At 62.0% G+C, this 18,723-nt stretch carries 14 protein-coding genes; 2 read left to right on the top strand and 12 right to left on the bottom strand.

The window, feature by feature from the left end:
- Positions 1-16: 16 nt before the first annotated feature.
- Both AC1Q6Y_RS09545 and ccoN read right to left on the bottom strand, forming a co-directional pair.
- Complete coding sequence (locus AC1Q6Y_RS09545) at positions 17-238, bottom strand: hypothetical protein (protein ID WP_057714990.1); 222 nt, start codon at positions 236-238, stop codon at positions 17-19.
- Positions 238-1,665, bottom strand: coding sequence for a cytochrome-c oxidase, cbb3-type subunit I (gene ccoN, locus AC1Q6Y_RS09540; RefSeq protein WP_057714989.1), 1,428 nt, complete (start codon positions 1,663-1,665; stop codon positions 238-240). The genes AC1Q6Y_RS09545 and ccoN overlap by 1 nt, the downstream gene beginning before the upstream one ends.
- Before the next feature lie 359 nt (positions 1,666-2,024).
- Here ccoN and AC1Q6Y_RS09535 point away from each other — a divergent pair, with 359 nt between their 5' ends.
- Together AC1Q6Y_RS09535 and AC1Q6Y_RS09530 are read left to right on the top strand one after the other, a co-directional pair.
- A complete protein-coding gene (locus AC1Q6Y_RS09535) occupies positions 2,025-3,698 on the top strand; it encodes a nitrite/sulfite reductase (protein ID WP_159389848.1) in 1,674 nt (557 codons plus the stop codon).
- A complete protein-coding gene (locus AC1Q6Y_RS09530; RefSeq protein WP_057714987.1) occupies positions 3,695-4,174 on the top strand; it encodes a DUF934 domain-containing protein in 480 nt (159 codons plus the stop codon). The genes AC1Q6Y_RS09535 and AC1Q6Y_RS09530 overlap by 4 nt, the downstream gene beginning before the upstream one ends.
- Before the next feature lie 121 nt (positions 4,175-4,295).
- Here the strand turns inward: AC1Q6Y_RS09530 and AC1Q6Y_RS09525 are convergent, their stop codons facing one another.
- From AC1Q6Y_RS09525 to AC1Q6Y_RS09480, 10 genes are all read right to left on the bottom strand, one after another.
- Positions 4,296-6,656, bottom strand: a complete 2,361-nt coding sequence (locus tag AC1Q6Y_RS09525) for a tetratricopeptide repeat protein (RefSeq protein WP_492624455.1) — start codon at positions 6,654-6,656, stop codon at positions 4,296-4,298.
- Positions 6,657-6,879: 223 nt separating this feature from the next.
- Positions 6,880-9,393 (bottom strand): spermidine synthase, encoded by a 2,514-nt coding sequence (locus AC1Q6Y_RS09520; protein WP_492624454.1) that lies wholly within the window; start codon positions 9,391-9,393, stop codon positions 6,880-6,882.
- A gap of 191 nt (positions 9,394-9,584) precedes the next feature.
- The gene (locus AC1Q6Y_RS09515) at positions 9,585-11,165 is read right to left on the bottom strand and encodes an arylsulfatase (protein ID WP_057714984.1); all 1,581 of its coding nucleotides are present in this window, start codon (positions 11,163-11,165) and stop codon (positions 9,585-9,587) included.
- A gap of 73 nt (positions 11,166-11,238) precedes the next feature.
- A complete protein-coding gene (locus AC1Q6Y_RS09510) occupies positions 11,239-12,264 on the bottom strand; it encodes an HAD family hydrolase (RefSeq protein ID WP_340316332.1) in 1,026 nt (341 codons plus the stop codon).
- Entirely contained in the window at positions 12,261-13,682 is a 1,422-nt protein-coding gene (locus AC1Q6Y_RS09505; protein WP_492624453.1) for a BatD family protein, read from the bottom strand. Before AC1Q6Y_RS09505 ends, AC1Q6Y_RS09510 begins: the two co-directional genes overlap by 4 nt.
- On the bottom strand, positions 13,679-15,259 hold the full coding sequence (locus AC1Q6Y_RS09500; protein WP_492624452.1) for a VWA domain-containing protein: 1,581 nt from the start codon (positions 15,257-15,259) through the stop codon (positions 13,679-13,681). The genes AC1Q6Y_RS09505 and AC1Q6Y_RS09500 overlap by 4 nt, the downstream gene beginning before the upstream one ends.
- A gap of 1 nt (position 15,260) precedes the next feature.
- Positions 15,261-16,253, bottom strand: coding sequence for a vWA domain-containing protein (locus AC1Q6Y_RS09495; RefSeq protein WP_159389856.1), 993 nt, complete (start codon positions 16,251-16,253; stop codon positions 15,261-15,263).
- On the bottom strand, positions 16,240-16,806 hold the full coding sequence (locus tag AC1Q6Y_RS09490; RefSeq protein ID WP_492624451.1) for a DUF4381 domain-containing protein: 567 nt from the start codon (positions 16,804-16,806) through the stop codon (positions 16,240-16,242). Before AC1Q6Y_RS09490 ends, AC1Q6Y_RS09495 begins: the two co-directional genes overlap by 14 nt.
- Positions 16,803-17,738: a DUF58 domain-containing protein gene (locus AC1Q6Y_RS09485; RefSeq protein WP_492624450.1), complete on the bottom strand. Its 936-nt coding sequence runs from the start codon at positions 17,736-17,738 to the stop codon at positions 16,803-16,805. Before AC1Q6Y_RS09485 ends, AC1Q6Y_RS09490 begins: the two co-directional genes overlap by 4 nt.
- Positions 17,735-18,715: an AAA family ATPase gene (locus tag AC1Q6Y_RS09480; RefSeq protein ID WP_492624449.1), complete on the bottom strand. Its 981-nt coding sequence runs from the start codon at positions 18,713-18,715 to the stop codon at positions 17,735-17,737. Before AC1Q6Y_RS09480 ends, AC1Q6Y_RS09485 begins: the two co-directional genes overlap by 4 nt.
- Positions 18,716-18,723 lie beyond the last annotated feature (8 nt).

Genomic DNA, 18,723 nt, shown 5'->3' with positions numbered 1-18,723 from the left:
AGTAATCGGTGTTACATCAGATATCGAGGGTTTCCCAATCCGGGTTCGCCTCTTCCGGCGGCAGTGTTCTAACGGTTTTTCCGGTCGCCAATTCCACCCGCCGCGCCACTTCCGGGTCATCCGCAAACGGGATCAGGCTTGCATCGTCCAGGCTCTCGGCGGTCTGGTGGCGCAGACAATACTCGACGGCGAACCACAAAAATGCCACACCCAGAATGTTCAGTATGACTTCAATCATCAGGCAAACCGCGCCTCGCGTTCGGCTATCGCCACGTCCGTTACCCGCACCGTGCGCCACACGTTGTAGGCCATCAGCAGCATGCCGCTGAGGAAGAACACCCCGCCGGCAAAACGCACGACGAATCCCGGATGGCTTGCCTGCAAGGCTTCGACGAAGGAGTAGGTCAGCGTGCCGTCATCGTTGATCGCGCGCCACATCAGGCCCTGGGTGATGCCGTTGACCCACATCGAGGCGATGTACAGCACGGTGCCGATGGTCGCCAGCCAAAAGTGCAGGTTGATCAGCGGCGTACTGTGCATCTGATCGCGCCCGAATACCTTCGGCACCATGTGATAGGTCGCACCGAAGGTAATCATCGCCACCCAGCCCAGCGCCCCGGCGTGCACGTGGCCGATGGTCCAGTCGGTATAGTGGGAGAGGGCGTTGACGGTCTTGATCGCCATCATCGGCCCCTCGAAGGTCGACATGCCGTAGAACGCCAGGGACAACACCAGGAAACGCAGGATCGGGTCGGTGCGCAACTTATGCCAGGCACCGGACAGGGTCATCATGCCGTTGATCATTCCGCCCCAACTCGGCGCCAGCAGGATCAGCGACATGGCCATGCCCAGCGACTGCGCCCAGTCCGGCAGCGCGGTGTAGTGCAAGTGGTGCGGGCCGGCCCAGATGTACAGGGTGATCAGCGCCCAGAAGTGCACAATCGACAGGCGATAGGAATACACCGGCCGGCCCGCCTGTTTCGGCACGAAGTAATACATCATCCCCAAGAAACCGGTGGTCAGGAAAAAGCCCACGGCGTTGTGCCCGTACCACCATTGCACCATGGCGTCGGTAGCCCCGGAATACACCGGATAGGACTTGAACCAGTCGACTGGAATCGACAGGTGATTGACCACGTGCAGCATGGCGATGACCACGATGAATGCACCGAAAAACCAGTTGCCGACGTAGATGTGTCTGGTCTTGCGTTGCACTACGGTAGTGAAGAACACCACGGCGTATGCAACCCAGACCACGGTCATCCACACCGCGCCGGTGAATTCGATTTCGGCGTATTCCTTGGTGGTGGTGTAGCCCAGCGGCAGGGTGATCAGCATCACCACAATCACCGACTGCCAGCCCCAGAACGTGAAGGCAGCGAGTGTGTCCGAGAACAGCCGTACCTGGCAGGTACGTTGCACCGCGTAATAGCTGGCGGCGAATTGCGCGCTGCCGGCGAAACCGAAAATCACCAGGCTGGTGTGCAGCGGGCGCAAGCGGCCGAAGGTGGTCCACGGCAGGTCCAGGTTCATCTGCGGCCACACCAGTTGCGAGGCGATCCACACGCCCATCGCCATCCCCACGATGCCCCAGATTACGGTCGCCACGATGAATTGGCGGACGACCTTGTAGTTATAGGCCTGTCCGATAGTTGTTGTGCTCATGGTCAATGCTTCCACGGTTGCAAAGTCGTGCACTGTAAAAACACCGGTAAAAACAAAACAGACTCAGGAAAAAATCATTTGTGCGGATCAGATTTTTCGGCACTCCTGCGGCGGTCCACCGTGATCTGATACGGTTTTTTATAGTTCAAGTGAATCTGTAACGTACTGCGCCGCAAGCTCATAGTCGTTACCTCGAAACGAGCCGCAGAGCCCGACTTGCGCCCCCTGTAGGAGCGAGCTTGCTCGCGATGGAGTCAAGGACGACGCGTTTATCCAGGAGGTTCGCGTTTTCGTTGACGTCCATCGCGAGCAAGCTCGCTCCTACAGGGTTCTGTGCCTAATTCTGATGAGGTAGCCAGATGTATCAGTACGACGACTACGACCGGGCACTGGTGCTCGAACGAGTTGCGCAGTTTCGTGATCAGGTCGAGCGCTTTCTGGCCGGTGAGCTGAGCGAGGAAGAATTCCTGCCATTGCGCCTGCAGAACGGTCTGTACATGCAGAAACACGCCTACATGCTGCGGGTGGCGATTCCCTACGGCACGCTGAGTGCCCGGCAGATGCGTACGTTGGCGAGCATCGCCAGGGATTACGATCGCGGTTACGGCCATTTCACCACCCGGCAGAACATGCAGTTCAACTGGATCGAACTGGCCCAGGTGCCTTCGATCCTCGAACGCCTGGCCGAGGTGGAAATGCATGCGATCCAGACCTCCGGCAACTGTGTGCGCAACATCACCACCGAAGCCTTTGCCGGGGTTGCGGCCGACGAAATGATTGACCCGCGACCGTTGGCGGAAATTCTGCGGCAGTGGTCGACCATCAACCCGGAATTCCTGTTCCTGCCGCGCAAGTTCAAGATCGCCATCTGCTCGGCCGAGCAGGACCGCGCGGCGATCATGATGCATGACATCGGCCTTTATCTTTACCCAGGCTCCGAAGGACACATGCTCCTGCGAGTCATGGTGGGCGGCGGTCTGGGGCGCACGCCGATACTCGGCGTGCAGATCCGCGAAGGCTTGCCGTGGCAGCACCTGCTGTCTTACGTAGAGGCGGTGCTGCGGGTGTACAACCGCCATGGCCGGCGGGACAACAAATACAAGGCGCGAATCAAGATTCTGGTCAAAGCCCTGGGCATCGAGGCCTTCGCCCGGGAAGTGGAAGAAGAGTGGCAGTTCCTCAAGGACGGCCCGGCGCAACTGACCCTTGACGAGTTCGAGCGGGTGGCCAGTGCGTTCGTCGCTCCGCCATATCGTGATCTGTCCGACACCAATCTCGATTTCGGCACGCACCTGGCCGAAAACCCGGCGTTCGCTCGTTGGGTGCAGCGTAACGTGCAGCCGCACAAAATATCGGGCTATGCCAGCGTGGTGTTGTCGACCAAGCCCGGCAGCGCTGCGCCACCGGGCGATGTCACCACCGAGCAGATGGAGGCGGTGGCCGAGTGGTCCGAGCGCTTTGGCTTCGGTGAAATCCGCATTGCCCATGAGCAGAATATCGTCCTTCCGGACGTGCCCAAGGCCGATCTGTTCACCCTGTGGCGCCTGGCCTGCGGACACAATCTGGGCAGCGCCAACGCCGGATTGCTCACCGACATTATCGCCTGCCCCGGTGGCGACTTCTGCGCGCTGGCCAACGCCAAGTCGATCCCCATCGCCAAGGCTATTGCCGCACGCTTCGAAGACCTCGACTACCTGCACGACCTGGGCGATATCAGCCTCAATATTTCCGGCTGCATGAATGCCTGCGGTCACCATCACATCGGCAACATCGGCATTCTGGGGGTCGATAAGAACGGCACCGAGTGGTACCAGATCACCCTCGGCGGCGCCCAGGGCAAGAACAGTGCGTTGGGCAAGGTCATTGGCCCGTCCTTCAGCTCCGCCGAAGTGCCCGAGGTGATCGAGCGCATCATCGACACCTTCGTGCGTTATCGCGAGAGCGAAGAACTGTTCGTCGACGCCTTCCAACGGATCGGGCTAGAGCCGTTCAAGGAGGCTGTCTATGCGAAAGTGCTGGAGGTGTCGGCATGAACAATCTGTTGCGGCTGGAAGAGGGCGTGGCGCGGATTGTCGCGGATGATCCATGGAAGCTCGTGCGCGACCCGCAAGCACCGCTGCCCGTGGGTGCAACGATTCTGCCGCTGAGCCGTTGGCTGGAAAACCCGTCGCAAAACGGCGTGTGGCTGGGGCCGGACGATGAAGTGGAAAGCCTTCAGCCATGGTTTACCCAACTGCCCTTGATCGCCCTGGATTTTCCGAGCTTTCGCGATGGCCGCGGGTACAGCCAGGCGTATCTGCTGCGTGCGCGATTGGGTTGGGCTGGCGAGTTGCGCGCCATCGGCGATGTCTTGCGCGATCAACTCAGCCACATGCGCCAATGCGGTTTCGACAGCTTTGCCGTGCGTGAAGACAAATCCGCAGAAGATGCATTGAAGGGATTGGCGGGGATGAGCGTGTTGTACGGGCGTTCGGTGATTGAGCCGCGGCCGTTGTTCAGGCGCCGCTGAATTCGGTCCCTGCAGGAGCGAGCTTGCTCGCGATGGACGCCAACGAAAACGCGATTTTTTTGGATGAACGCGTCGCCTGTAACGCCATCGCGAGCAAGCTCGCTCCTACAAGAATCTCCCGTCATTTCAACGCCGGATCCCCCATGTTCATTTTCTTCCAGCCCTGCAACAGCACTTGCGCCTTGGGCTCCTGGCCGTTGTCCAGGTAATACTGGATCAACGACAACCGGGCATTGCGATTGGCCGGCTGCACCTTCAACAGCCGTTCCAGTTCGGCGCACGCCTGGTCAATCTTGCCGCTGTCATGCAGGGCCACTGCCAGCACATAGCCGAACTGCCCGCTCTGGGGATCCAGTTGCGCGGCCTTGCGCAGGTACGGCATGGCTTGAGCGGCCTGGCCCGCACGAATCAGCGCCAGGCCCTGAGTGTGTTGCAGCAGGCCAGAGTCGGGGTGGTCCTTGAGGCTTTGCGCCAGCAGGGCATGGGCTTCCTGACTGCGACCGTTGGCCTCCAGCCATTGCACCAGGGTGACCAGCGCCGGGTAGAAGTCCGGATCGCGCTGCAGGGCGGTACGCAGCAAAGCTTCGACTTCTGCGCTGCGGCCATCGGCCTGATAGAGCATGGCCAGGTTCAGGTTGGCCTCGGCGCGCTCGGCCAGACTCTTTTGCACCGCTTCGTACTCGGCAATGGCGGCATTCCAGGCGTCCTGGGCGCTGCCCAAGCCATTGCGTGCGACGCTGAGCAGGTCCCGGGCGACGGCGATGCGTACAGCCCGCACCGGGTCGCTCAGCAACGGCGTCAGCAATGGCGCGCGCTCCGCTGGCGGCAGGAAGGCGCTGATCGCCCGCACCGCGCTCTCGCGGACTTGCGGCGCCGGGTTGCCCAGGTCCCTGGTAGCCAGTTTCAACGCCTGTTCGCTCGGGTACGCCGGCAGTTCGGCCAGCAGCGTCGCGCGCTGAATCGCCGGCAGGTTGCTGCGTTGCAGTTGCTCGAACAACGCCTGCGCGGCGCCGGGCTGGCCGTTGCGAATCAGCCACAGGCTGTCGTCGTAGCGAGGGGCTTGTACCGTGCTGGCATTGGCGGTGTTCCACAGCTTGAACTGCTCGGTGACCTTGTCGCCGGCCTTGCCTTTGTGGCAGGTCAGGCAGGCGTCAGGCGTACCGAGTTTCTTTGCTCGCTCAGGATTGGGAATGCTGAAGCTGTGGTCATGCCGCAAGTCGTTGCCCATGTAGAACTTGCCGGGCATGTGGCAATCCACGCACTGCGAACCCGGCTGGCCCATGGTGTGGCGAGTGTGTTCGATGGAATCGTAGTTTTTCGCTTGCAGGCCCTTGCCGTCGACGCCTTCCACGGTGGTTTTGCCAGCGGTGTTGTGGCATTGCAGGCAAACGCCGTTGCCGGGTGCCTTCAACTGTGTGCTGTGGGGGTTGTGGCAGTTGCTGCAACGCACGCCCTTGTCGAACATTTTGCTCTGGGCAAAGGAGCCGTGCTCGAACACTTCGTCCTTGATCTTGCCGTCCAGCGCGTACAACTCGCGGGTCAGGACGCTCGGCAGGTAGTCGTCCATCAGCCGTTTGCCGACCGTGTAGCCATCGTCCAGGGGCGCGCGGCGAGAGTGGCAGCGGGCGCAGGTTTCGATTTCGACGGCGGCGTTCTTGTCCTTGAGGTCGACGGCAAAGCCTGCGTGGATCAGGTCGGTTTTCTTCGCAGTCCATTCCAGGTGATTGGACGCCGGGCCATGGCAGGCCTGGCAGCCGACACCGAGGCTGTTCCAGTGACTGTCGAAGGTGTTTTTCGCCGCATCGAAATTGCGCTTGTAACCGGTGGTGTGGCACTCGACGCACATGAAGTTGGCGTTCTGGCTCGGCTTGCTCCAGTGCAACGGGTTCTTGAAGGTCACGCCTTGACCCGGATAGAGGTGAAACCAGCGCTGCTTCTCGGTATCCCAGGCCACGCCGAGGGCCTGGAGCCGGCCTTCGCCGACCTCGATCAGGTATTGCTGCAAGGGGGCGATGCCAAAGGTGTAGGCGACTTTGAAATCGGCATTCTTGCCATCGATACCCGGCGTGTTGACCCAGAATTCGTCGCCTTTGCGCGAGAACACCGTGGTCTCTTTTTCGGCCTTGAAGGTGACGTTGTTGAAGTCGCCGAGCAGGGTGTCCGCGTTGGCTTGCTGCATTGCCAGTTGGTGATGGGAGCCTTGCCAGTCCTTGACCTGCTCGCCGTGGCAGCCTTGGCATTGTTGCTCATCGACCATTTTCGCAGGCTTGACAGCGACCGGTTGCGGTTTGGCCGGTTGCACGGCAGGCGCGCTGACGGGGACTGGCTTGAGCGGTGTCGGTGTACTGCCCAGCAAAAACCAGCCAATACCCGCCACAGCCAGCAGCAGGATGCCGATGGTGACAGGGAACAGATAACGGTTGATCAGGGTCGGTTGCGAATCAGGGTTTGGGGTTGCAGCTTTATTTTTATGTTTCGGCATTACGACTTCCATGGTCCAGGTGCGATTGCCTTGCGGCGCGCGATGAAGCTTGATGCAGCTTTGCCGGATGGTCGGCGTGTGTCAAATGGCATTGTTTTGAGACTGATGGCCCCATCGCGAGCAAGCTCGCTCCCACAGGTCTTGTGTCGTGCACAAATGTTGTGATCGACACCGAACCTGTGGGAGCGAGCTTGCTCGCGATGGCGATCTGTCAGGCGCCACGTCACTCCCCGACAAACCACCGGTAATACGGATTCCCGGAATCCCCACGCATCACCTCGCGCATATCCCTGGCCCAAGCGTCACGGTTTCCGTCGTACGCATGCAGGCTCGCCCGATAGAACTGCATCAGGCGTTGTTGCTGGGTGTTCATGCGCTCGATGAACCCGGTGTCGGCGTTCAACACGGCTGGCGGCTGGTGCAGGGCGAGCAGGGCGGGCAACACGCGGCTGATCTCTTTCGAGCGAACCCAGGGTGCGTACTCGATGCGCGGTTGATCGTCCGTCACCGGTTGCGCATCGCCAGCGAAGCGTTCAAGCCCCTCACGATCAGTCACCCAGGTGGCGAGCAATGCTGCGGCCGAACCGACGCCGACATCCTGCAAGGTGCTGCGAACGCTGTCCTGCTGGAAGCGCGCGTTGATCTTCGCCGCATCCAGTTCAATCGGCTCCATCGAACCCACCAGCAGCATCTCGTGGAACTCGCTGGTCCACAGGGTCGCGTACGGGAACACGTCGAGGAAGCTGCGCACCAGTGAGCGCGAGTCGTCGATGTTCTGCGTCGGCAGCGGCAGCCATTGGGCGACCAGGCCTTGTTTGTGCAAACGGCTGGCGGCCAGTTGGTAGAAGTCCCGGGAATACAGGTTGACCACGCCGGCAGCGGAGGGCGGTGGCGGCTCGAGAGTGATCAGGTCGTAGTGCTGCGGATTGCGCAGCAGTTCCTGGCGACCGTCACGCAAGCGCACATCGACCCCCGGATCGGCCGCGGCATTGAAATTGCCTTTGAACAAGGGGGCTGCCTTGACCACCGAAGGCAGCAGTTCGGCAACCACGCGATGTTCCAGGCCGGGATAGCGGGTCAGGGCGCCCGCGGTGATGCCGGTACCGAACCCGATCACCAGTGCCGAGCGCGGCTCACCGTTGTGGATCAGCAGGGGCAGCAGCGCCTGGATCCGCATGTAGCGCAGGGACGGCATGGCGTCACCGGTATTGGACACGCCCTGAATGTACAAACGCTGGAACGCCCTTTCTCCCTTGCCCTGGGTTACCACCGCGACGGTGCCGCCACGGCCTTCTTCATAGAACGTCAGCGTGCCATTGCGCGCGCCCGGCAGCAGGCTGGCGAGCTTGTTGACCGGCGTGAACACGGCGAGCGCCAGGGACACCAGGCCAATGGCAACCACCGCCTGACGCCGGCCTTTCTTCACACCATGGCCCTTGCGCACGGCGAGGTACGCGATACCGGCGGCAATCAGCGCCAGCAGGCCCAGGGTCCGTACCAGACCCAGCATCGGGATCAGGACAAAGCCGCAGAGCATCACACCGACAATCCCGCCAAGGGTATTGAACGCGACGACTTCGCCGACATGGCGCCCCACCTGTTCGCCGCCGACGCTCAAGCGCAGGGCCAAGGGGAACGCAGCCCCCAACAACAGGGTCGGCACAAACACGATGCTCAAGGCAGCCACCGCAAACCGCGTGCTCATGCCAGCCAGTTCACTGCCGCCCAATGACAATACCCAGGATTCGGCCAGGGTCTGGGCGAGCACCAGCCAGCGTCCGAGCAACGCCACTTCCAGCAAGGCAATCGCGCCGGCTGCGGCAATCAGCACGCCGAACACCCCCCAGGGATCGCGCAGGCGATCGACCCGACGGGCCAGCAGCATGCTGCCCAGGAACAGGCCGGTGAGGTAAGTCGCCAGCACCACGGCAAAGGCGTAGGTGCGGGTGCTCATGAATTGCACGATCGATTGCGACCACACCACTTCGTAGCCCAGGGCTACACCACCGGCAATGGAGTACAGCCACAGGGCCAGGCGGTCGGGGGCTTTTTCAGTGTGATGTTTCACCGGGGCATCGACGGGTGCCACGCGCTGGCGCTGGAACCACAAGGCCCCAGCGGCGGCCAGCAGGTTCAGCATGGCGGCGGCCAGCGCGCTGCCGCGCACACCGAGGGTGGCAATCAGCACGAACGCGGCGAGCAGGGTGCCGGCGATGGCCCCGGCGGTGTTCGCCGCATACAGCTGCCCGCCGGCCTTGCCCAGGTGTTGCGGGTCAGTGGCCAGGGAGCGAACCAGCACCGGCAGGGTGCCGCCCATCAACAGGGCGGGAATACCCACCAGCGCGAACGGCAGCACCCAGGCCAGCAAGCCCACGTGTGCTTCCAGCCAGGCAAACGGGCTGGCCGCCAGGCTCATGGCAAAGGTTGCAGAGACACCGAGCACGGCCACCAGCACTTCCAGCCCGGCGTACAGCACAACCGGTTGCTGCATCCGGTCCGCCCAGCGCCCGAACAGCAAGCCACCCAGGGCCAGCCCGGCAAAGAACGCGCTGATCCCGGTGGTGATGGCATAGACCTCGACGCCTACGACCAACGACAACTGCTTGATCCACAGCACCTGATACACCAGCGCCGCGGCGCCGGAGACAAACAGCAGCAGGGCGGGGATCAACAGCGCCGGGGAGGCGACTTGCGGGGAAGGTATGGCCGACGATTTGCTGGCGACACGTGAGGTCATTGCGGATTGCCTTTGCAATTCAAGAAAACTGCGACTGTACGGGCCTCATCGCGGGCAAGCCCGCTCCCACAGGGATTTTGTCGTACCGAAGATCCAGTGTGGGAGCGGGCTTGCCCGCGATTGGGGCCAATACGGTCCCAACTCGGAAACAGTACCGCTCGCCAATGAAGGCGAGCGGCGGTCCAGCGGTCTTACTGTGCAGCTTTCATTTTTTCAGCGATCTTGGCGTCTACCGCAGCACGGATCTGGTCGATGCTGAAGCTGGCCGGTCTCTGGCTGGGTGGATACTCGATGAAGGTCTGCAGGAACGTTGCCGATTTTTCGACGGCTACAGCCGCCAGGTAGACGTTCTTGGTTTGCCAGTCGTAATACTGGTCGGAAACCACGTCGGCACGTTCATACGGGTCCATGCGCAGGTTGAAGATTTTCGGTACGCGCAAGCATACGAACGGTTCGCTCCAGACCTTGAAGCCGCCCGGTGCGCGCTGTTCGCAGAACACGGCTTTCCAGTTGTCGAAGCGCATCGACACCAGCACGCCGTCATCGTTGAAGTAGTAGAACTCCTTGCGCTCACCCTTGGGCGCCTGGCCGGTCAGGTAGGGCAACTGGTTGTAACCGTCCAGATGCACCTTGAAGTTGGTGCCGCCGGAAGTCGGTGCCCACCCCTTGAGCAGCTTGGTTTTCACGTCGGCATCGCCAGCGGCGGCCAGCAAGGTCGGGAACCAGTCCATGCCCGAGAACATCTCGTTGGACACTTCGCCCGGCTTGATCTTGCCTGGCCAGCGGACCATCGCCGGAACGCGGTACGCACCTTCCCAGTTGGAGTTCTTCTCGTTACGGAACGGCGTGGTTGCCGCGTCCGGCCAGGAGAACTGGTTCGGGCCGTTGTCGGTGGTGTAGACGACGATGGTGTTGTCGGTGATTTTCAGGTCATCGAGGGTTTTCAGCAGTTTGCCGACGTCGCCGTCGTGCTCGATCATGCCATCGGCATAATCGTTGCCGGGCATGCCGCTCTGGCCCTTCATCGATTCACGCACGTGAGTGAACAAGTGCATGCGAGTGGTGTTCATCCAGACGAAGAACGGCTTGTCCGCCTTGGCCTGTTTCTCGATGAACGCCTGCGCGGCGGCGGTGGTTTCGTCGTCGATGGTTTCCATGCGCTTGGTGTTCAGCGGGCCGGTGTCTTCGATCTTGCCATCGGCGAAGCTGTGGATCACGCCGCGCGGCGAGTAGGCCTTGACGAACGCTGGGTCGTCCTTGGGCCAGTACGGACGCTCGGGTTCTTCTTCGGCGTTGAGGTGATACAGGTTGCCGAAGAATTCGTCGAATCCGTGGTTGGTCGGCAGGTATTCATCTTTGTCGCCCAGGTGGTTCTTGCCAAACTGACCGGTGGCGTAGCCTTGGGACTTGAGGGCCTGGGCGATGGTGATGTCGCGTTTTTGCAGGCCGACCGGGGCACCCGGCATCCCGACTTTCGACAGCCCGGTACGTAGCGCCGACTGTCCGGTGATGAATGTCGACCGGCCGGCGGTGCAGCTGTTCTCCGCATAGTAGTCGGTGAACATCATGCCTTCTTTGGCAATCCGGTCGATGTTCGGAGTCTTGTAGCCGACCACGCCCATGGAGTAGGCGCTGATGTTGGTCTGGCCAATATCGTCGCCGAAGATCACGAGAATGTTGGGTTTCTCAGCGGCCCCGGCGGTTGCCGAAAACGCCATGACCGTAGTCGCCACCAAGGCGAGTTTCGGTATCCACTTACGTATGCGAGTCATCTGACTGGCTCCTTATGCTCACTTGCGTCGCGTGCTGCGACAAACGTTTATTGCGGTCCTGCGTAACGTCTTTTTATTGCACTTGCTCGGAAGTGGCGGCATCGAACGGGTAGATACGACGCCATTCGGACGCCATGTCGACGACCGTCCAGCCACGCTTGTTTGCTTCGTCCAGGGCCTTGTCCAGACGACCGATCTGCGACTGCCGGTCGTATGCCCATTCGCGTTTGGCGTCGGTGTGATGCACCAGGCCCATGAATCGTTTGCCGGGACCGTCGGCGGTCCACTGGAGCATTTGCAAGTCGCCGTCGGAATTGCCGAAGGCGAGGATTGGCCGACGACCGATCACCGCGTCGATGCTTTCCGGTTTGCCCGGGCCATCGTCGTTGTGGGCCAGTTTCGGCGTGCGCAGGATCGACGCCTTGCCATCCTTGTATTCAAAGCTGGTAACGAAGGTCGTGCCGATAACCTGCTCGGGCGGTACCCCATAGACCTTCTCGGCGAAGGCTCTCATGAACCCGGTGTCGCCACCGGAGACGATGTAGGTCTTGAAGTCTTTGCCGCGCAGGTAGTCGAGCATCTCCAGCATCGGCTGGAAGATCATTTCGGTGTACGGCTTGCCGGTTTTCGGATGCCTGGCCTGACTCAGCCAGGTCTTGGCATAGTCATCGAACGCTTCGGTGGTCATGCCGGTGTGGGTCGCACCGAAGATCTTCAGCAGGCCCTCCATGCCGGTGGCGGCCAGTGCCTTGTGATCGTTTTCCAGCACGGCCTGGAACGGCTGGGTGGTTTTCCATTCCGGGTGCTGCGGCGCGGTGCGTTTGACTTCTTCCAGGGCGAACAGCAACTCGAAGTACATCGGTTGCTCGCTCCACAAGGTGCCGTCGTTGTCGAACACGGCAATGCGGTCCTCGGGTTTGACGAAGTCCTTGCTGTTTTGATCGGTGACCGTCTGCACGAACTCGATGATCTGCTTTTTCGACGGACCGTCGTTCCAGGAGGGCAGTGGCTCGGCTGCCTGCACCAGCAGCGGCAGGCTCAAGGCCAGGGTCAGCAAAAACTTGAAGCCCGGGTGGCGCAACGTCATCGGATTTGTCATGGGAATTCCTTCTCGTGAACCGGGTTGAGTGGGCGCAGGGCAGGTGCGACTGATTCCCTGTCACGCTCGGCCTGACTATGCAGCGTAGACAAGGATTCCCTGATTTGGCGCAGCGCCTGGTCTTTGTCCGGTTCGCGGCCATAACAGGCGCGCAGGAAGGTTTGCAGGCTCGGGCCGAGGCCGGTCAGTTTCAGGCCCCGGCGGCTGCGTCGGGTCCACAGGTACAGGGCGCTGAGTTGCACCGGTTTGCCTTCGATCTGCGGCGGGATCTGCCGCCACGCGTAGTCGGCGGACTCCAGCCAGGCGGCATGTCGGGCGCGGCGTCGGGCTTGCCACTTGAGGTGCGTGCGGTGTACGAGCGGGCGACTGAACCAGCCGAGTGCCATTACCGCCAACACCAGTGTCAATAGTCCGAACCAGTGCCCGGAAAGGTGCAGGCGATTCTGCTGGCCGAGTTTTTTCAGGTCTTCGGTAATGGAAAACACCGGCTTGTAGGCGCTGTTGGCCACCGCGTCGAAGGTCACGGCAGGCACCGTGGCCGTGCGGGTTTGCTGGCTGCTGGCATCCCACCATTTGATTTCGACGGATGGCAGGCTGAAGTGGCCTTCGGTGTCGATTCGATAAGTCACGCTGTCGATGCGCTGGCCGCCATTGAAGTTGCCGCGACCGTCATCCAGATTGCGGATCTGCGGTGCTTTCGGGTAGCGGCTCAGGCCCTTGATGACATCCTGCGTCGGTGTCGGCAGTGACATGGCCAGGGCACCGTCGGCCTGCAAGGTCAGTTCCCGGGTGATGCTGTCGCCGACCTTCAGCGGCGTGGCCGAATTGACGGTCTTCTGGGTAAACCGCAGCCCTTGAGCCACCAGCACCGCCTCACCGGGTTGGAACCCCGGTGGTTGCGCGGCATTGAAATGCAAAGGCTGGCTTTGGGCGCTGAGTTCGTGGCTGGCCTGACCCGGTGTGGCTTGTACCGTCAGCGCCGGAATGTCGTAGCCTTGGGCCAGGTTCGGGGTGATCAGGTAGCTGTAGCGCATTCCGCTGAAGGACTGGCCGTCGAAGGTCTGGTTGATGTGCTGGGCATGGCCGTCCGGTGGCATCACCAATGCGCCGGGCAGCTTCAGGTCGGGCAGGGTGGGGGCGCTGGTGAACCAGGAGTCGGTGAAGACATCGAGTTGCAACTTGACCAGGCTGCCGACCATGACGGGGTCGGCGGGTTGCAGGGTGGCCTGGACTTTCAACTGAGGGTCGGCGGCGAATGTGTTGAGGCTGATCAGGCCGAAGAGCAGGGCGCCGAGTTTTGTGGTGAGTGGTCGGGCCCTTTCGCGGGCAAGCCCGCTCCCACAAGGACACCACAAGCCCCCTGTGGGAGCGGGCTTGCTCGCGAATGCCGCGACGCGGTCTTGCCGAATAACGCTCATGGCTTGACCCCCGCCTGATCCTGCAAGCTGAATTTCTGCTTGAGGAATTTCGCCGGCGATGTGGTGAGATTCTGCAACCATTGCTCATCCGAGGCCGCTTGCTGGGTTTCCACCTTTTTGCTTTGGCCTTTACCCGGCGCCTTGTCCATCTTGATTTCGTCGGGTTTGACCTCTGGCGTGTTTTTCTCGGCGCTTTCGGTGTCTTTCTGCAAGGCAATGGCCAGGGCCAGGTTGGCCGTGGCTTCCGGGAACTGCGGTTGCAATTTCAGCGCCTGGGTATAGGACGCGATGGCCTGATCGAACTTGAACCGGCGCACGTAGATGTTGCCCAGGTAGAAATACGCCTGCGGTGTATCGAGCCGAGCGAAGCTGGCCAGTGCCAGGTCGAAATCGGCGGCGTTGTAGGCGGCCACGCCTTTCCGGTACGGATCGACAAACAGTGCCGCCGCCTGAGGGTAGTGCTCATGTTCGAAGGCCCAGCGACCTTGCTGGTCGCGGGTGAAAAAGGCATCGGTCAGTGCGTTGGCCTGTGCCGACGCCGGTTGCAGGCCCAAGCCCACCGTCAGCAGCAGTGCAGCCATCCAGTTCAGGCTCCAGCCCCTGCGTACGCTGAAGAAAGCGAGCAACAACAGCGGCCAGCACAGCCAGTAACCGGCGTCTTTCCAGTGCAATTCGCGCTGCTCGTCACTGGCTGCCTGGAAGTGCTGCTCGGCGTGCATTTCGATCCAGTCCAGATCGTCATCGTTGAGGGTCAGGCTGCCCAGAGGGGCATCCATCGTCGAGGCAAGCTGCTTGAGGGCGTCCTGATCGAAGCTGCCGAGTTGCGGGCGACCGTTGCTGTCGGTGCGTGTCTGGCCTCTGGCATCGCGGATGATCCCGCCGTCGCTGCTGCCGGCCGCCAATATCAGCACTTGCAGCGCACTGTCTGCCAGTTGCTTGTCCAGCCCGGCCAGTGCCGAGGTGTCGGCGCCATCGGTGATCAGCAGCAGAGTGCCGGGCGTTTTCTCGGCGGCGAGCAGGCGCTTGGCCTGATCGATGACCGCGCTGACATTTTTCCCCGGTTTGCTGATCAGGTCGGTGCTCAGGGCCTGAATGAACGTATCGAGCAGCGCCGGATCGTCGGTGGCGGGCAACACCAGATGCGCGCTGCCGGCGTAGGCAATCAAGGCATTGCGCGAACCGGCGCGGCGCTGGATCAAGTCGTGGAGCTTGTGCTTGACCGCTTCCAGGCGACTGGGTGGAACGTCGCTGGCGTCCATAGAGGGCGACAGGTCGATGGCAATGATCAGCGGCGCACGGTTTTCCAGAAAGTCCGGCCGATCCTGTTCCCAGGTCGGCCCGGCGGCGGCGATGGCGCCCAGTACCAGCAGCGCACATACCAGATGCACGGGACGCAGACGTTGCCGGTCCTGCGGGGTGATCAGCAGATGCGGCAGCAGGTGCGCGGCGATGTTGCTGCGCAAGCGCCGTTGCAGGTCCTGGTTGCGCCGCCACAGCAATGGCAGCAATGCGCCGAACACCGCGAGCAACAGCCACAGTGGGCGCAGGAAATGGAAGTCGCTGAGGTTGATGTCCATGTCAGGCTTCCTGCCGTTGACGGGCGAGCATCAGCCGTGGAAGCAGCAGGGCGCCCAGGTGATAAAGCGCCAGCAGGGCAATGGCAGCGCCCAGCGGCCACCAGAACAGATCGCGTTTGGGCTGGTGGCTGAGGGTTTTCACCTGATGCGGGGTGAGTTTGTCCAGAGTGCTGTAGACCTGATCCAGGGCGTTGCGGTCTTCGGCGCGGAAGAAACGCCCGCCCGTGGCTTGGGCAATGTCCTGCAAGCCTTGCAGGTTGACCCTGGCTTCGCCCTCGGCAGTCGGGTCGCCGATGCCGATGGTGTGAATCACCACGCCTTTGGCCGCGGCCATGGCGGCCGCGTGATCCGGGGTGATGGCGCTGCTGGTGTCATTGCCGTCAGTGAGCAGGATCAGCACTTTTTCCTGCTCGTGGGCCTGGGCCAGCAGTTTCAGGCTCAGGCCGATGGCGTCGCCGATGGCGGTGTTGGGGCCGGCCATGCCGATGCCGGTGTCGTCCAGAAGTAGCGACAGGCTGGCGTGGTCGAGGGTCAGCGGTGCCTGTGGATAGGCACCTGTGCCGAACACGATCAGTCCGATTCGATCGTCTTTACGTTTGTCGATGAACCCGTGCACCACTTCCTTGACTGCGGCCAGGCGATTGATTTTCTGGCCGTTGGCGTCGGTGAAATCGGTGGTTTCCATCGACTGGGAAATGTCGATGGCCAGCATCAGGTCCCGCACCGGCTGCTGGCGCTCGATGGGTTTTTCCACCAACACCGGCCGACTCGCCGCCACCAGCAGCAGTGCCCAGACCAGCAGATTCAGGAGCAATTGCCAGCCGTTGCTGCGGGTGCCGGCTTGGCTCGGTGCCTGGCCGACGGCGCGGCTCATCGCCCCGAAAAACGGTACACGCACGGCGCTGCGCGCTTCGCGGTAGTCGGACAGGTAGCGATAGCCGAACCACGGCAGCGGCAGCAGGATCAGCAGCCAGGGGTAATCAAGCTGCCACATGATGACGCTCCACCCAGGTTTTGCAGGTGCTGAACAGCTGTTGGCGCTGTTCATTGGGCATGTCCCGCAATGTTGCGTCGGGGGCGTAGGCCAGCAGCGACAGTTGTTGGCTGAAGTCGACGGGTAGCGGCTGTTTACTGTGCCGCTGCAAAAATGCCTGCCAGTCCTCTTTCCCCAACCCCGCTGGAGAGTCCTGTGGGAGCGAGCTTGCAATCAAAGGTGGTGGTGACTGACCGGACGCCATCGCGAGCAAGCTCGCTCCCACAGGTTTTGCGTAAGGCATAGAGATCGCGACCCGTTTGAGCAGCTCCGGTAGCTCACGCAACGCACTCAGGTCATTGCTGCGCTGCTGCAATTCCTCCAGCCGCACCAACGCCTCGCGCCGATAGCGATCGCGCCGCCATTGCCGGTAGCGCCGCGCGCCGGTCACCACCAACGTAACGATCAACAACGCCAGCAACGCCCACCACCCCCAGGTTTGCGGTGCATAACTGACCGGCGCCGGCAGCGCCATTTCCTTGAGCTGGTCGATGCTCGGGATAGCGGGGTTCATCGGCGCCCTCCGGCAAACTTGCCCAGTTCGGCGCGCAGTTGTTCGTGGGGCTCTGTGGCGGTGCTGAACATCATCAGTGGCACCTGGCTGCGGCGCAGCAAAGTCGCGACATCCTTGAGCCGCCCGCTGAGAAAATCCCCAAGCGGCTGGTGCACCTGTTGCCGATCCACCGCCAGCTCCACCTGCAATTGCCCTTGGGTGACCAGCACGCGGCCATTTTTCGGCAGGTTAAGCGCAAGCGGGTCATACACCTGCATGGCAATTACATCGTTGTGCGCCGCCAGTTGCCGCATCAGTTGCAAGGTGCGTTCGCCGGCCCCGGCGAAGTCGCTGACGATGCAGATCAGGTGATCGTGACCGGCCACGGCCAGGCAATGCTGCAGGACCTTGTCGAGCCGGTCTTCGCCCTCGGCGTCCGGGTTGGCGGCATTGAGCGCCTGGTTCTGCTGGGCGATGCGGCTGCACAGCGCTTCGATCCGTTTGCGGCTGCGCAGCGGGGCGATGCTGTCGATGCGTTGATCGTTGAAGACCAGTCCACCGACGCGGTCGCCGGCGTTGAACACCATCCACGCCGCCAGGGCGCCGAGCTCGGCGGCGACCGCGGATTTGAAGCTGCGTTGCGAACCAAAGAACATCGACATGCGCTGGTCGACGAGGATCAGCGCCGGGCGGTCGCGCTCTTCGGTGAATGTCCGTACCACCGGTTTGCCGGTGCGCAGGGATGCGCGCCAATCGAGGTGGCGCAGGTCATCGCCGGGCTGGTATCGACGCAGCTCATCGAAGTTCAGGCCCCGGCCACGCAAACGCGAAGCGTGGTTGCCGGCCAGGATGCTGCCCTGGGGCTGACGCGCCAGAAAACTCAGGTCACGGGCCTTGAACTCCAGGGCCATCAACTGCGCCAGAGAGACATACACCAGGCCGTCGGTGTTCACGCAGGAATCGCCACTTTATCGAGCAGACGGTCGAGCACTTGATCGGCGCTCACACCATCGGCCACCGCGTCGTAGCTCAGTTGCAGACGATGGCGCAGCACCGGGTGCACCACGGCGCGGACGTTGTCCGGAGAAACGAAATCCTGGCCCTGCAACCAGGCGTCCGCCCGGGCGCAGCGGTCCAGACTGATGCCGCCGCGAGGGCTGGCGCCGATGCTGATCCAGCGCCCGAGGTCGGCGTCGTAATCGACAGGGTGGCGAGTGGCGTTGATCAGGTCGATCAGGTAACGGTCGATGGCCGGGGAGACGTGCACGGCACTGACTTCTCGGCGCGCGGCGAACACCACGTCCTGAGACAACGAGAATCCCTGCACCGCAGCGGTCCTGGCGCCGAGGGCCTGTTCTTCTTCGCGCAGCAGACGCAGCACCTGGCTTTCGTTTTCCGCGCTCGGGTAATCGAGCAACACTTTCATCAGGAAGCGGTCCATCTGCGCTTCCGGCAGCGGGTACGTGCCTTCCTGTTCGATCGGGTTCTGAGTCGCTACCACAATGAACAGTTCCGGCAGCGCATGGCTGTTGCCGGCCACGGTGATCTGGCGTTCTTCCATGGCTTCGAGCAACGCCGCCTGGACCTTGGCCGGCGCACGGTTGATTTCGTCGGCGAGAATCAGGTTGCCGAACAGCGGGCCGGGCTGGAAGCGGATTTCGTTCTTGCCTTCGACCTGATGCAGCACCTCGGCGCCAGTGATGTCCGACGGCAGCAAATCCGGGGTGAACTGAATGCGGCTCATCTTCGCGTCCAGGTGTTTGGCCAATGCTTTCACCGTGCGGGTTTTGGCCAGGCCGGGCAGGCTTTCCAGCAGCAGATGACCGTTGGCCAGCAGGCCCACAAGGATTTGTCGAATGACCTGATCCTGGCCGAGCACGGCTTCGGCGATGCTGGCTTGCAGGGCATTGAGGTCGTTGAGTGCGGTCATGGGGTCTC

It is taken from the genome of Pseudomonas sp. GW823-FHT06E10 (genome assembly GCF_058794995.1).
Note: the sequence above shows the minus strand (reverse complement) of the source record. Positions and strands in the feature narration are given on the sequence as shown.

Coding starts and splice junctions, on each gene's coding strand:
- AC1Q6Y_RS09545 (WP_057714990.1), bottom strand. CDS start 238: ATGATTGAAGTCATACTGAACATTCTGGGTGTGGCATTTTTGTGGTTC.
- ccoN (WP_057714989.1), bottom strand. CDS start 1,665: ATGAGCACAACAACTATCGGACAGGCCTATAACTACAAGGTCGTCCGC.
- AC1Q6Y_RS09535 (WP_159389848.1), top strand. CDS start 2,025: ATGTATCAGTACGACGACTACGACCGGGCACTGGTGCTCGAACGAGTT.
- AC1Q6Y_RS09530 (WP_057714987.1), top strand. CDS start 3,695: ATGAACAATCTGTTGCGGCTGGAAGAGGGCGTGGCGCGGATTGTCGCG.
- AC1Q6Y_RS09525 (WP_492624455.1), bottom strand. CDS start 6,656: ATGCCGAAACATAAAAATAAAGCTGCAACCCCAAACCCTGATTCGCAA.
- AC1Q6Y_RS09520 (WP_492624454.1), bottom strand. CDS start 9,393: ATGACCTCACGTGTCGCCAGCAAATCGTCGGCCATACCTTCCCCGCAA.
- AC1Q6Y_RS09515 (WP_057714984.1), bottom strand. CDS start 11,165: ATGACTCGCATACGTAAGTGGATACCGAAACTCGCCTTGGTGGCGACT.
- AC1Q6Y_RS09510 (WP_340316332.1), bottom strand. CDS start 12,264: ATGACAAATCCGATGACGTTGCGCCACCCGGGCTTCAAGTTTTTGCTG.
- AC1Q6Y_RS09505 (WP_492624453.1), bottom strand. CDS start 13,682: ATGAGCGTTATTCGGCAAGACCGCGTCGCGGCATTCGCGAGCAAGCCC.
- AC1Q6Y_RS09500 (WP_492624452.1), bottom strand. CDS start 15,259: ATGGACATCAACCTCAGCGACTTCCATTTCCTGCGCCCACTGTGGCTG.
- AC1Q6Y_RS09495 (WP_159389856.1), bottom strand. CDS start 16,253: ATGTGGCAGCTTGATTACCCCTGGCTGCTGATCCTGCTGCCGCTGCCG.
- AC1Q6Y_RS09490 (WP_492624451.1), bottom strand. CDS start 16,806: ATGAACCCCGCTATCCCGAGCATCGACCAGCTCAAGGAAATGGCGCTG.
- AC1Q6Y_RS09480 (WP_492624449.1), bottom strand. CDS start 18,715: ATGACCGCACTCAACGACCTCAATGCCCTGCAAGCCAGCATCGCCGAA.